Consider the following 13,391-nt stretch of genomic DNA (forward strand, 5'->3'; position numbering starts at 1 on the left):
TTAAGAAATTTTTTTAATCATTAATTCACTTCAATCAAACTAAATACCGAACCAGTGTCCGATTTCGTCCAAATCAGAATTTTATTTGTTCAATACCGAACAGCCTCAAAGATAATTGGACATCCAAAAGAATTTGTAAGATTAAAAACCATAGCTTTGTAATTAGGACAAAGCCATTTCAATCAATATGGAATTTTTGGAAACTGGATTAGGTAGGTTGGCTTATGAAAGGCATGGATCAGGGCCTGAAGTCTTTCTGTTTTTTCATGGTTTTGGTCAAAACAGGAAAATCTACTATCCCTATTTATCTTTCAGGAAAGAAAATCAAAGCTTCCTGTTTATTGATATTTTTTATCATGGTGAAAGCAGCTGGAATTCCGTTTCCAACAAGTTGACCAAAGAAGAATGGAGACTGATAATAGCCCATCTGATGGCCAAAGAATCATTCAAAGAGTTTCACTTGGTCGGCTTTTCTATGGGAGGCAAATTCAGCCTGATCTGTATGGAGCTTTTTCCCAATTATGTCAAATCTCTTTTACTCATGGCTCCAGATGGGATCAAAACCGGGTTTTGGTACAATATGGCCACTTTCCCCGGAATGCTTAACAGGCTTTTCAAACATGTGGTATTTCATCCGGAAAGATTTTTCAAGACCATTGATTTGCTTTACAAGCTCGGCCTTTTACAAAACAGCTTGGTCAAATTTGTAAAATCCCAAATGCAGACCCGCACAAAAAGGGCCCAGGTCTACTTCACCTGGAATGTGTTCAAGCCTTTACAGCCGGATTTAGGTCAAATAATCAAAATGATACGCCTTCACGAACAGCCTGTAGTATTGGTGACCGGGAAATTTGACCAAATGGTGACTTCTGAAAATCTAAAAAGGTTCAGCTCAAAGATCCCCCAACTCCAAAATATAGAATTGGAAAGTGGGCATAACACACTTGTAGAAGATACCCTTGCCTATTTGCAAAAATCAGAGAACATAGGATTTTTTAATTTGAATATGTAAATTAACTGAAGATCAACCCACTACATTATGAAATTCCTTAAAATTACCGGGATAGTCATCGCACTTCTTGTCGCTATCCCATTTATCCTTGCTTTGTTTGTGCCCAGAGATTATTCAGTAGTAAGGGAAGTAAACATAGAAAGGCCTCATCAGGAGGTATATGACTACACCAAATTGCTGAAAAACCAGGATCAATACAGCAAATGGCAACTGATGGATCCCAATATGCAAAAAGAGTACAGAGGCACTGATGGAAAAGTCGGATTTGTGTCTTTTTGGAAAAGTGACAATCCAGAAGTAGGATCAGGTGAACAGGAGATTTTGGCAATAAAAGATGGAGAAAGAATTGATTATGCACTTAGATTTTTTGAACCCTTTCAATCAGAAGATAAAGCCTATATGGAATTTGAAAAGATAGAATCAAACAAGACCAAGGTTCGATGGGGGTTTGATGGACATATGGCTTACCCTATGAATGCCATGCTATTCGTCATGGATATGGAAACAATGCTCGGGGATGATTTTGAGGTAGGACTCAGAAACCTTAAGGAAATTTTAGAAAAGAAATAAAAAACCAGCAGGAAATCTTCTGCTGGTTTTTCTGATCAAATCATGATGTGATCTTTAAATCTTCTCTATCTGAATTTACGAAATACGATTTACGAGGCTTCTTCAATTATCAAACCCTTTCTCATTTTTTCTTACGTCTTGTGTCTCAAATCTCACATCTCGTCTCTCGCTTTTCATCTCATTTTCTATTGTTAATACCTTGATTCAGACCTTCGAGGTTTTAAAAACCTCAAAGGTCACAGACACCAATCTTTTGTCTTGTGTCTAGTATCTAGTGTCTCATTTCTCTCGTCTCATCAAAACATCGGAAATTCCTTTTCCAGTCCTTCAAACTGATCTATCATCTCCCATTTTGGGCTGTAATAGTTGCTCATCATTCTTGCAGAAGTACTGCCTGAAGTGATTACATTCAATGCAGCGGCTAACCTTGCTTCATTGACATCACCCCAGTTCTTTGTCAGGTCATCACCTACCAAAGCGTCAGGTTTAAATCCCTCGAAGAAATCTGCCTCCCCCCTTACATTGGCAAGGGAGAAAGTTACAGGAACTACTTCAACATTATTTTCTACCAAAGTTCTACTGAAAGAAGATAGAGGAAACTGGCCAACCGGTTTGCCATAAGTATTGTCACCAATGATAGTTACATCCAAATAGGGTTTGAGACTATTGATGATCAATTCTGAAGCAGATGCAGATCCACGTGCAGTGATGAATACCACTTTATCCAGTGATAGGCTTCCTTCCTTGTTGAAATTAACGGTTCTGTTATTGGTAGACTGCTTTCTATTATGCCTGTAGACAAAAGCTGTTCTGTCATCAGCACTGGCAGGGATTATGTAGTTCATGACTTGTCTTGCCACATCAACAGAACCTCCCCCGTTGTACCTGAGGTCAATAATCAACTCGTCTATCCCTTCGGAAATAAAGTAATTGAATGAATTTTCCACTTCCAAACTTTTGGTGGGAGAAACGTTGGGGCTTGCCCTGAAACTCTCATAAACCCAATACCCTATTTTTTTCCCTTGAATTTCATAAACATTTTCGAATGCCACCGAATTGGCTGAAAATGCTTCTTTGGTTATGGTTCTGGTGGTTTCTGTCCCGTCAGGTAATTTAAATTTAAATGTATTTGAAATACCTATCTGGTTAGGTCCGGTATCAATACTGTAAGAGCCAGAGGAATTTCTGAATTCAGCAATCGCTTTGCCATTGATTTCAAGTATTTGCCATCCTCTTTGCCAGCCATCTTGGCCTGCAGGACCTGTTTTGAGAACAGAGGCAATGAAGAGCCTTTCATTTTGGTCCATTGCCATTCTAAATCCATGTACACCACTGACCTGACCTGTAAAAGCCGCTCTGAATGCTTCTTGTGTAGTGATGTATGTCCAGCCCTGTCTGTCTAGAGGTGTAAACCTCAATTGCTCCAAAAACTCCTGGTTGCTCATCGTGCCGCCAAAACTGACGTCTTTCGGCATTTCATCATTCCAATAATACCAATCATTCATCACATCAAAAATAGCCTTATGGACTACATTTTCAACTTTTGTAGGATCGACATTATCATCGTCAGGATTACAGGCAACCAACAAAAGCACTAAGGCTATCATCAGTCCCCATGGTTTAATTTTCAGGGTACTCATGGATAAATATTCGTTAATTTCTACTATAAACGTATTGAACCTGACTTTCAGTTCATATCAGAAAGTCATAAACTTTCACCGCAGACCATTTTGTTGAGTTTCTTTCTATAAACTTTAAGTGGTCAGGGTCAACTTGATACGCACTCTGATCTTCAAGACTGTCAAAGAAAAGAGTACAAGCTACCTGATAGCTGCTATCAACTACATCTCTTGCTTCTGTGGGCGCTGGAGTACCTATATAGAATTTATCTACTGTTTTGCATTTACCAAGGGTCGAAGCCTCTTTGATAAAATTCTGAACATCTACTCCTTCATTCAACCAAAAGTAAACTTGGTGAATCATTTTTTGTTTGTTGCTTTTTTGTGCCATTAGGTTAATAGGTAAAGTTGCTGCCACTCCTGCGACAGACATGGTTTGAATAAATTTTCTTCTTGATTTCATAGTGCTATCATTAAAGGCTTTAAATATAAAAATTTAAATTGCTTCCTGAAATTTTACTTAGCTACATAAACAATGAAATATAGAAAGTTTGGAAAAACAGGTTGGGATGTGTCCGAGGTTGCTTTGGGAACATGGCAAGTTGGAGGTGGTTGGGGTGGATCTTTTGACCACAAAGCTGCATCCCAGATCATTCACACGGCTTTGGACAGTGGTGTCAATTTTATAGATCAGCAGATGTCTATGATGCAGGGCTCAGTGAGGCAGCTGTTGGAAAAGTAGTCAAAGAAAGATCTGAAAAAATGGCAAAAGTAAAGGCTGTTTACGACAAATATTTCAGAACCGAAATCCACCCGCAGTGGTAAATCTGTTTTTACATCAGCAAAAATAAGCATTAATGGAACTTGCTTCGAAAGTGAGGAAACGTGTTCTGATCATCACCTACTACTGGCCGCCCTCGGCAGGTTCCGGTGTACAGCGATGGCTGAAATTTGCAAAATACCTTCCCGGATTTGGTTGGGAGCCTGTGATTTTCACCCCCGAAAATCCTGATTTTGATCTTCAGGATCAGAGTTTGGAACAAGAAGTCGGTCCAGAAATAGAAGTTCTGAAATTTCCCATTTGGGAACCTTATGGGGTTTTCAGGTCTCTGAAAGGAGATAAAAAAAGCCAGCCTTCAAAAATTCTTGAAAAGGAAAACCCAACATTAACAGACAAATTAGGGCTATGGGCCAGAGCCAATCTGCTTGTGCCGGATCCTAGGGTATTTTGGGTGAAACCGGCAGTCAATTTTCTGAAAGATTTAATTGACAAAAACCAGTTCCATTGCATCATTACCACAGGGCCGCCTCATAGCATGCACCTGATTGGTCTCAAGCTAAAGAAACTAACAGGTATTCCCTGGTTTGCCGATTTCAGAGATCCTTGGAGCAAATGGGAGTTTCTTGACACCCTCCCGATGACAGATTTTGTCAGAAAAAAACACGAGCAATTGGAATTGAATGTATTAAAGGAAGCAGATGAAATATTGACCATCTCCCCTACTTTCCAAAATGAGTTCATCCAGATACACAATCGGAAGATCCAATTGCTGACCAATGGCTTTGACTCTTCGGATTTTCCTGTTGATTTTTTCAAAAATCAGGATTTGAAAAGTGATGCACTGGAGATCCTTTACACAGGTGTCATTGATTCCATACGGAACCCAAGCCCATTTCTTCAGGCATTGAAACAATGCTTTGAAACATCAACTGATGAGGTAAAATTGCGTTTTGTGGGTAAGGTTTCCAATGAGGTAGTCAAATACGTAGAATCTGACTCCTGGCTCAGTAAACATGTAATTTTTGAAGGCTATGTCAATCACAAAGAAGTCTTTGACTTTTATAAGCGATCACACCTGCTTTTGCTGATTTTGACAGATAGCAAAAACGCCAAAGGTAACATTCCCGGAAAATTATTTGAATATATGGCAACAGGTAGACCCATTATTGGCTTAGGAGATCCTACGGGGGACAGTGCGGAAATTCTGCAAAAAGCAGGTTCAGGCAGAGTATTTAAGCACCATGATTCAAAGGGAATCCGGGAATTTTTGGAGGAATTCAGATCCAAAAGTTCATTCGAACGATCTGATAAAATCAATTCCTACTCCAGAAAAAATCTCACAGCTGTTTTGGCAAAACTTCTTGATAATTATGAACATCCCATTTCTTGATCTTCAAAGAATCCCTGTAGATGTAAAAATAAAGCTGGAGAATAAATTCAGCTCCATGCTCCACACCGGGTTTTTTTCGGGAGGAAAAGAAGTAGAAAATTTTGAAAAAAAGATGGCCCAAAGGTTAAACTGTTCTGATTTCCTTGCCTGTTCCAATGGAACAGATGCATTGGAAATAGCCTTAAGACTTTTGCAGATCGGGCCTGGTGATAAGGTTGCAGTTCCTGCATTGACCTGGGTCTCTACAGCCGAAGTAGTCAAAATATTAGGCGCTGATATAGTTTTTGTCGATACGGACCCAGATGGCCTAATGGATTTAGAAAAGCTTCAAAAGGCCACTTCAGACCGATTAAAAGCTGTAATCCCAGTCCATCTTTACGGGCAAATGGTAGATATGGAAAAGCTATGTTCATGGGCCAATAAAAACTCTGTCAAGGTTATTGAGGACAATGCCCAAGGATTCGGTTCTACTCTGTACGGAAAAGCTGCCGGCGCTTGGGGAGATGTTGGCTGTTTTAGTTTTTACCCTACCAAAAATCTTGGGGCCTTGGGTGAGGCAGGAGGTTTGGTCCTAAAAGATCAAAATCTGCTGGAGCAGGCAAAGAGAATGATCAATCATGGCCAAAGTTCAAGAGATGTGCATGAAATCATTGGTAAAAATGCCAGAATCGACAGTTTACAGGCGGCATTTTTAAATATATTTCTAGACCATTTTGATCATTGGCAAAATTTGCGAAAAAACTATGCCCTAATCTATTTGGATAAATTATCAGGTCTTAGCGACTTGGCCTTGCCCAGTACTTACCATGAAAGAAGTCATAATCTTCATCTCTTCACCATTCAAACTTCGGAAAGAGACAAACTCAAATCTTTGCTAAAACAAAAAGGGATAGGAACCGCAGTTCACTATCCCAATATTATTCCGGAAATGGATCCTTATAAAGATAATGGAGATTACCCCGTTGCCAAAAGGATCAGTCAGCAAACGCTTTCACTTCCCTTGAATCCATTTTTAGATGAAAAAGAAGTAGTCTTTGTGGCCAATACAATCCGGCAGTTTTTCAATTACTAGAAAACCTCTTTAGCAATTTTGTAAGTGGCATCAGCTTTACTCATGGTATAATAATGCAATACAGGAGCTCCATTCGCAATCAACTCCTTGCTCTGCTGAATGGCCCACTCTATTCCCACTTGCTTGACATCTGCATTGTTCTTACACTTTTCCAGTTCATCCAACAAAGGGTCTGGCAGATCCAGGAAAAACGTTCTCGGAAGCATGGTAATCTGGCCTAAAGTGGTGATGGGCTTCAAGCCTGGGATAATAGGCACATTGATTCCTGCATCTCTTACTTTCTTGACAAAATCAAAATATTTCTCATTATCAAAGAACATCTGTGTTACGATATATTCCGCACCCGCATCAATTTTTTCTTTCAAAAATTTCAGGTCGAACCTCATGCTTGGTGCCTCAAAATGCTTTTCCGGATAACCTGCCACGCCTACACAAAAGTCTGTATGGAAACTTGCCTCTGTTTCTTCATGAAGGTATTTCCCATTGTTCATACCCACTATTTGCTTAACCAAACCGGTTGTAAACTCATGTCCATTTGGTTCAGGTACAAACTTCCCTTCGTTTTTTGGAGCATCTCCCCTCAAAGCCAAGACATTCTGAACGCCGATAAAATTTAGGTCAATGAGCGCATTTTCAGTCTCTTCTTTTGAAAATCCTCCACATAGTAAATGAGGAACAGCCTCTACCTGAAACCTGTTCATGATAGCAGCGCATATCCCTACAGTACCAGGACGCTTTTTGGTACTGACTTTTTCCAAAAGCCCATTGGGATGTTTTTTATAAATAAATTCCTCCCTGTGGTAAGTCACATCGACAAAGGGTGGTTCAAATTCCATCAAAGGTGAAATACCTTCCAAAAGATCATTCAAACTTTGTCCTTTAAGCGGAGGAAGGATTTCAAAGGAAAACAGGGGTTTTTTGGCCTGTTGAATATATTCTGTGATTTTCATGTTTAATTTTCTTGAACTTCTAAAGTTGGATTATATGCAAGGTTTGGAGAAAGCCATCTTTCTGCCTGAGCCATTGAAACTCCCTTTCTTCTGGCATAATCTTTTACCTGATCCTCTCCTATTTTTCCCAGCCCAAAGTATTTGCTTTCAGGATGCGCAAAATAAAACCCGCTTACAGAGGAGGTAGGGTACATGGCAAAGCTATCTGTCAAAGTAATGCCTGTATGGCTTTCAACCTGTAACAGTTCAAACAAAGTTTTCTTTTCAGAATGCTCAGGACAAGCAGGGTAACCTGGTGCAGGTCTGATTCCAGTATATGCTTCACGGATCAAATCATCATTTTCAAGATTTTCCTCCTTGGAGTAAGCCCAAATTTCCTTTCTGACCAATTCGTGGAGGTATTCAGCTCCTGCCTCAGCCAATCGGTCTGCCAATGCTTTGAGCATTATATCCTGGTAATCATCAAAAGTCTCCTGAAATTCCTTGAGTTTTTCCTCAATTCCCCAGCCTGCTGTGACCGCAAAGCCACCCATATAATCTATCTGGTTCGGGTGAAGATAATCAACCAATGAGCGGTTGGGCACACCCTTTCCTTTTTTCCCCTGCTGACGAAGAAAATGAAAAGAAAATTCTGTGGAATTGTTTTCCAAGTCCAACACTTCCACATCTTCCCCATTTCTTTGAACCGGAAATAATCCCACAATGGCTTTGGCTTGAAGCCAGTTTTCAGCAATGATTTTATCCAGCATTTGGTTGGCTTCCGCATAAAGGCGCTTAGCCTCCTGACCTACTACTGGGTCTTCCATAATTTTGGGATACTTACCGCTAAGCATCCAAGTACTGAAAAAAGGAGTCCAGTCAATGTACTTTCGGAGAATTGAAAGGTCCAGTTCCTCAATGCTTGTCAATCCCAGCTTTTCGGGTTGGATCGGCTTGTAATTTTCCCAGTCTATATAAACTGGGTTGGATTTGGCCTCCTCAAAAGTTGCCATCAATTTCACCTGTTGTTTGGCTTCATGTTCAACCCTCAATTGTAAATAGGTTTCCTTGATTCGCTTGTGGTAAGCAGCCTTGGTTTCTTCACTGATGGATTCGCCCGCAATGGGCACTGACTTCGAAGCATCGGTTACATGGATAACCGTTCCTGAATATACCGGGTCTATTTTTACAGCTGTATGGATTCTTGAAGTGGTTGCCCCTCCTATTAAAAGAGGGATTTTTAAACCTTGTCTTTCCATTTCTGAAGCTACATAGACCATCTCATCCAGGGAGGGAGTAATCAAGCCACTGAGTCCGATGATATCGACCTTATTTTTGACCGCCTCATCAATAATAGTCTGTGCATCTACCATAACTCCTAGGTCAATAATCTGATAGCTGTTGCAGGCCAAAACCACCCCAACTATATTTTTCCCTATATCATGCACATCCCCTTTTACAGTTGCCAAAAGAATTTTTTTGATGCTGCTTTGTTCCGCATTGAAATCCAAGTCTCCTGCTTTGGGCATAAAAGGTTCCAGATAAGCCACGGCCTTTTTCATGACCCTTGCTGATTTCACTACCTGTGGAAGAAACATTTTCCCTTCTCCAAAAAGATCACCAACTACATTCATCCCATCCATCAAAGGCCCTTCAATCACTTTCAATGGACTTTTGTAGGATATTCTGGCGGCTTCGGTATCTTCTATGATGTAGTCAATGATACCTTTGACTAAGGCATGCTCAATCCGCTTTTCCACAGGATCTTCCCTCCAAGCTTCTGAGGCAACTTCCTTTTTTCCAGTTTGCTTTACAGTTTCTGCAAAATCTAAAAGTGCTTCTGTAGCATTTTCATTCCTGTCAAAAAACACATCCTCCACTTTCTCCAAAAGGTCTTTGGGAATGTCATCGTATATTTCAAGCATGGTAGGATTGACTATTCCCAAATCCATTCCATGCTTGATTGCATGGTACAAAAATGCTGCATGCATCGCCTCCCTAACTGTATTATTGCCACGAAAAGAAAAACTCACATTACTGACTCCTCCGCTGACTTTAGCCCCCGGAAGGTTTTGTTTGATCCATTGGGTAGCATGAAAAAAGTCAAGTGCATTTTTCCTATGTTCTTCCATCCCTGTAGCGACGGGAAAAATATTAGGGTCAAAGATGATGTCTTGGGGATTAAATTTTACCTGATTGACCAAAATATCGTAGGAACGCTTACAGATATCCACTCTTCTTTGGTAAGTGTCCGCCTGACCGTTTTCATCAAATGCCATTACAACCACGGCAGCTCCAAATTTCTTGATGGTTTTGGCCTGAAATATGAATTCATCCTCTCCGTTTTTCAAGCTGATGGAGTTCACTATTCCTTTTCCCTGTACACACTTCAAGCCTGCCAATATGATTTCCCAACGGGAGCTGTCTATCATGATCGGGATCCTGCTGATTTCCGGTTCTGATGCAATCAAATTAAGAAATTTGGTCATGGCTGCCACCCCATCCAACATACCTTCATCCATACAGACATCCAGTATCTGAGCGCCTCCCCTCACCTGATCCAATGCCACTTCCAATGCTTCATCATATTGACCATTGAGAATCAACCGGGCAAATTTCTTTGATCCTGTGACATTGGTCCTCTCACCTACATTGACAAAATTGATTTCCGGTGTAAAAACCAATGGCTCCAAACCGGATAGTTTCAAGGTGTTATGTTTTTGGATATTACTCATCTATTGTACTTTCAATTTCTACTTTTCTAGGACTGTATTTTTCAGCAACTTCAGCTATTGCCGAAATATGCTCCGGTGTAGTCCCACAGCATCCCCCTAAAATATTTACATAGCCTTCTTTCAAAAACTCTTCTATTTGCCTGGACATCTCTTCTGCCCCCTGGTCGTATTGTCCAAATTCATTGGGAAGTCCGGCATTGGGATAAGCTGAAACCAGAAATGGAGCATTTTCTGCCAAAACTTTCAGGTAAGGTCTCAATTCTTTTGCTCCCAAGGCGCAATTCAATCCTATACTATACAATGGCACATGGGACACTGAAATCAAAAAAGCCTCAGTAGTCTGCCCGGAGAGCGTTCTCCCTGATGCATCTGTGATAGTTCCTGAAATCATCACAGGAATCCCTCCATCTTCTGGACTTAAAGGAATTCCTTTTTCTTCAAAAACTTCCTGAATAGCAAAAAGTGCGGCTTTGGCATTCAGGGTGTCAAATATGGTCTCAACCAAAAGAATATCCGCCCCCCCCTCAAGCAAGCCCTTAACCTGTTCCTGATAGGCTTCAGACAATTGGTCAAAGGTAATTGCTCTATAGCCAGGATCGTTCACATCTGGAGAGATGGATGCTGTTCTGTTTGTAGGCCCTAAAGCACCTGCTACAAATCTGGGCTTCTTGGGGTTTTTGGCTGTAAACTCTGCTGCTACCGTTCTGGCAATTTTTGCTGAATGAAAATTGATATCATAGGCCAAATGAGAAAGACCATAGTCTTCCTGAGCGATAGAAGTTCCACTGAAGGTGTTGGTTTCTATGATATCCGCACCTGCTTCCAAATAAGCGGCATGAATATCTCTGATGATTTCAGGTCTGGAAAGGGAAAGCAGGTCATTGTTTCCTTTCAGTGCTTTGGGGTGATTTTTCAGTGCATCTGTACGAAAATCTTCTTCGGTAAGCTTATACCTCTGAATCATGGTACCCATCGCCCCGTCAAGGATGAGAATTTTTTGCTTGGAAATATGTAATAATTGCTCGCTTCTGTTCATCTGATGAAATATTAAAAAGCTTATGCGAGAAACTGGTCGAAAAAGGAAAACTCTTTCGCTCATCTTTTTCCGGCTTTTCCGGAATGGGAGTTAGCACCTTGATCTCAGGTTGCTAAGACTTCACAGGGCCCTTCCCTCAGTCTTTCTCGATAAGCAGCTTCAAATGTAAGGTATTGATGGGGATTTTGTAAACTTTTTCCAAAAATCTTCAGAAATTACTGACAGATTACCATTTTTCAAGGCTTTATATTAAGGATTTTCTATTTACACATTCAATTGTTTGATTTCATAAATACCTACACTACTTTAAGAATCATTTCAAAAAAAACACTCAAATCACATGAAAAAAATTATCCCATCTTTAGGCTTGTTGCTTTGCCTGGCCTGCAACACAGGCTCATCCCAAATAGAAAATAAAATAAAATCTGATTCTTGGGATGCTGAAAAAAAACTGACTGAACTGAACATTGAGCTTCCCAGCCCCAGTTCTCCCGCTGCGAATTATGTCAATGCCGTTCAATCAGGGAATCTTTTGTTTCTGGCGGGGAAAGGCCCCGGGCAGCAGGACGGTTCATACATTACCGGAAAAGTAGGAAAAGAGCTGACTGTGGAAGAAGGCAGAGATGCAGCACGCCTTGTCGGACTGGCCCAATTGGCTGTTTTAAAAGCAGAACTAGGAGATCTGAATAGAGTCAAGAGAATCGTAAAAGTCTTGGGAATGGTCAATTGTGAGGCTGATTTTATAGAGCAGCCTCAGGTCATCAATGGATTTTCGGACCTGATGGTAGAGGTTTTTGGTGAAAAAGGAAAACATGCCAGATCCGCTGTCGGGATGAATGCACTTCCTATGGACATTGCCGTGGAAATAGAGCTGATTGTAGAAATAGAGGAAGAATAAACTAGGGCCTGATTCCTACACTGAATTGCAAATAGGGATTGGCCATATATTTGAACATTGGCAAGTCGAAAAACCTGTAGGAAGTCAAAGGAAGTTCATACCCACCATGCACTGCAAAAATCAAATCATAGAAATTCCCACGGTTGGTAGGCAAGGCATAACTGATGAACAATTCAGGTTTGCCCATCAATCCAGCTGACCTTACATAACCATCAAAATCAGGCTCTTCAAATAAGCGTGGAAAGTCAGGTTTGCTCGTAGAATACAGCGTGTATCTCAAATTTCCAAAACCCAAACCTCCCATTGCTCCTATCTCCAGATTTCGGAGGTCAAACAATACCTTACCAAGGTTTCCGTAGACGCGGACGCTATTAAGGTTGTGCTTCATGCGCTCGTTGGCCTGTCCATCCAGCCCGAGATTATAAATATCCACACCGTATAGGGTGCTTCTATTAAAGCCTAAGATTTTCAGCCCCCAATTATTTGGCCTTCCAGAGAAAGGTTGCAAGCCATTTTCAACCAGATTGTCATTCAAAGCATCCGGTGTTGTAAAATTCAGACCATAAATCAAATGAGCTCCAATGGAAGCATCTCTATAAAAGAAGTTATGATCCGGCAAAGTGATTCCAGCACCGACTCTAATAAATGCCCCGGCTTGGGTTGCTCCAAAGTTGATCCCGTTCAGTTCCCATGAATCCTCAAAAGGACTAAATGCATATCCAAACCTTGCCAATATTTCTAAGGATTCATCTCTTCCCGGAATTGGTAAATCGTAGCTGGTTTGAAAACCGATTTCAGTGAGAAACCCGGTCATATTAAGTGAGCTTTTTTGAATGTTTCCATCCCTTAGGATGTAACCGCTTTCAGGATTTTGTAAAAACTGATCAATTGTATTGGCATTATTCTCTCTAAGCATTTGAAAATTCAGGGAACCTGCTCCAATGGCCATGTAATGAATCAGCTGAAAAGGACCTTCTTCTGTAAATGAAAATCCAACATTTAACAAAAACCTTGTCGTGCGATAATCAATTTCGTAATCATTAAATAAAGAAGTAGGCCCAGAATTTTGCAGTACCTCCAAACCCAATACAAAGTCATTAAACCTTGTTTGATAGCCAAAACCGAAATTCCCATAACTCTTTCGCATTGGACTCAACCCTTTGTTTTCTAGCATTTGGTTGAATTCACGGACATTGGCACCTGTTCTACCGTAGTTCAGGTACATAGAAGACCTAGTCGCTCTTTCGAGCTGGGCAGACAAAGTCTGAAAAGTCATCAAGAAAATAAGAATCAGTACCGGGGTTTTCATAGTCTGCATTGCGGACTCAAAAATAAGGCTAAACCTTATA

11 protein-coding genes, 1 pseudogene and 1 riboswitch are annotated in these 13,391 nt (G+C 40.7%); of the genes and pseudogenes, 6 read left to right on the forward strand and 6 right to left on the reverse strand.

Annotated elements, in window-relative coordinates:
* Positions 1–187 precede the first annotated feature (187 nt).
* On the forward strand, positions 188–1,012 hold the full coding sequence (locus A33Q_RS13165; RefSeq protein ID WP_009033318.1) for an alpha/beta fold hydrolase: 825 nt from the start codon (positions 188–190) through the stop codon (positions 1,010–1,012).
* A gap of 27 nt (positions 1,013–1,039) precedes the next feature.
* Positions 1,040–1,582, forward strand: coding sequence for an SRPBCC family protein (locus A33Q_RS13170; protein WP_009033319.1), 543 nt, complete (start codon positions 1,040–1,042; stop codon positions 1,580–1,582).
* A 296-nt stretch (positions 1,583–1,878) separates the two neighbouring features.
* Here the strand turns inward: A33Q_RS13170 and A33Q_RS13175 are convergent, their stop codons facing one another.
* Positions 1,879–3,222: a S41 family peptidase gene (locus A33Q_RS13175; protein ID WP_040490454.1), complete on the reverse strand. Its 1,344-nt coding sequence runs from the start codon at positions 3,220–3,222 to the stop codon at positions 1,879–1,881.
* Positions 3,223–3,274: 52 nt separating this feature from the next.
* Positions 3,275–3,664: a Dabb family protein gene (locus A33Q_RS13180; protein ID WP_009033321.1), complete on the reverse strand. Its 390-nt coding sequence runs from the start codon at positions 3,662–3,664 to the stop codon at positions 3,275–3,277.
* A 72-nt stretch (positions 3,665–3,736) separates the two neighbouring features.
* On the opposite strand from A33Q_RS13180, the pseudogene A33Q_RS13185 reads away from it, so the two are divergent.
* From A33Q_RS13185 to A33Q_RS13195, 3 genes and pseudogenes are all read left to right on the forward strand, one after another.
* Positions 3,737–3,966, forward strand: a pseudogene (locus A33Q_RS13185) (aldo/keto reductase); the annotation flags it as partial.
* A 92-nt stretch (positions 3,967–4,058) separates the two neighbouring features.
* Entirely contained in the window at positions 4,059–5,372 is a 1,314-nt protein-coding gene (locus A33Q_RS13190; protein ID WP_009033323.1) for a glycosyltransferase family 4 protein, read from the forward strand.
* Positions 5,353–6,444: a DegT/DnrJ/EryC1/StrS family aminotransferase gene (locus tag A33Q_RS13195; protein ID WP_009033324.1), complete on the forward strand. Its 1,092-nt coding sequence runs from the start codon at positions 5,353–5,355 to the stop codon at positions 6,442–6,444. The genes A33Q_RS13190 and A33Q_RS13195 overlap by 20 nt, the downstream gene beginning before the upstream one ends.
* Here A33Q_RS13195 and metF read toward each other — a convergent pair.
* From metF to A33Q_RS13210, 3 genes are read right to left on the reverse strand one after another with little or no spacing between them, the layout of a single operon-like run.
* Positions 6,441–7,394: a methylenetetrahydrofolate reductase [NAD(P)H] gene (gene metF, locus A33Q_RS13200; protein WP_009033325.1), complete on the reverse strand. Its 954-nt coding sequence runs from the start codon at positions 7,392–7,394 to the stop codon at positions 6,441–6,443. The two genes, A33Q_RS13195 and metF, sit on opposite strands and share 4 nt — an antisense overlap.
* 2 nt (positions 7,395–7,396) lie before the next feature.
* Complete coding sequence (gene metH / locus A33Q_RS13205; RefSeq protein ID WP_009033326.1) at positions 7,397–10,108, reverse strand: methionine synthase; 2,712 nt, start codon at positions 10,106–10,108, stop codon at positions 7,397–7,399.
* Positions 10,101–11,144, reverse strand: a complete 1,044-nt coding sequence (locus A33Q_RS13210; RefSeq protein WP_009033327.1) for a homocysteine S-methyltransferase family protein — start codon at positions 11,142–11,144, stop codon at positions 10,101–10,103. Before A33Q_RS13210 ends, metH begins: the two co-directional genes overlap by 8 nt.
* A 56-nt stretch (positions 11,145–11,200) precedes the next feature.
* A riboswitch (SAM riboswitch) is annotated at positions 11,201–11,300 on the reverse strand.
* A 184-nt stretch (positions 11,301–11,484) separates the two neighbouring features.
* Between A33Q_RS13210 and A33Q_RS13215 the strand changes: the two genes are divergently transcribed.
* Positions 11,485–12,042, forward strand: a complete 558-nt coding sequence (locus A33Q_RS13215) for a RidA family protein (protein ID WP_009033328.1) — start codon at positions 11,485–11,487, stop codon at positions 12,040–12,042.
* Position 12,043: 1 nt separating this feature from the next.
* Here A33Q_RS13215 and A33Q_RS13220 read toward each other — a convergent pair whose 3' ends face one another.
* The gene (locus A33Q_RS13220; RefSeq protein ID WP_009033329.1) at positions 12,044–13,351 is read right to left on the reverse strand and encodes a hypothetical protein; all 1,308 of its coding nucleotides are present in this window, start codon (positions 13,349–13,351) and stop codon (positions 12,044–12,046) included.
* Between the last annotated feature and the right edge of the window lie 40 nt (positions 13,352–13,391).

The organism is Indibacter alkaliphilus LW1 (assembly GCF_000295935.2).
Classification (GTDB): Bacteria; Bacteroidota; Bacteroidia; order Cytophagales; family Cyclobacteriaceae; genus Indibacter; species Indibacter alkaliphilus.

What these genes read in the sequence shown, in the direction of transcription:
- A33Q_RS13165 (WP_009033318.1), top strand. Translation starts at nt 188, where the DNA reads ATGGAATTTTTGGAAACTGGATTAGGTAGGTTGGCTTATGAAAGGCAT.
- A33Q_RS13170 (WP_009033319.1), top strand. Translation starts at nt 1,040, where the DNA reads ATGAAATTCCTTAAAATTACCGGGATAGTCATCGCACTTCTTGTCGCT.
- A33Q_RS13175 (WP_040490454.1), bottom strand. Translation starts at nt 3,222, where the DNA reads ATGAGTACCCTGAAAATTAAACCATGGGGACTGATGATAGCCTTAGTG.
- A33Q_RS13180 (WP_009033321.1), bottom strand. Translation starts at nt 3,664, where the DNA reads ATGAAATCAAGAAGAAAATTTATTCAAACCATGTCTGTCGCAGGAGTG.
- A33Q_RS13190 (WP_009033323.1), top strand. Translation starts at nt 4,059, where the DNA reads ATGGAACTTGCTTCGAAAGTGAGGAAACGTGTTCTGATCATCACCTAC.
- A33Q_RS13195 (WP_009033324.1), top strand. Translation starts at nt 5,353, where the DNA reads ATGAACATCCCATTTCTTGATCTTCAAAGAATCCCTGTAGATGTAAAA.
- metF (WP_009033325.1), bottom strand. Translation starts at nt 7,394, where the DNA reads ATGAAAATCACAGAATATATTCAACAGGCCAAAAAACCCCTGTTTTCC.
- metH (WP_009033326.1), bottom strand. Translation starts at nt 10,108, where the DNA reads ATGAGTAATATCCAAAAACATAACACCTTGAAACTATCCGGTTTGGAG.
- A33Q_RS13210 (WP_009033327.1), bottom strand. Translation starts at nt 11,144, where the DNA reads ATGAACAGAAGCGAGCAATTATTACATATTTCCAAGCAAAAAATTCTC.
- A33Q_RS13215 (WP_009033328.1), top strand. Translation starts at nt 11,485, where the DNA reads ATGAAAAAAATTATCCCATCTTTAGGCTTGTTGCTTTGCCTGGCCTGC.
- A33Q_RS13220 (WP_009033329.1), bottom strand. Translation starts at nt 13,351, where the DNA reads ATGAAAACCCCGGTACTGATTCTTATTTTCTTGATGACTTTTCAGACT.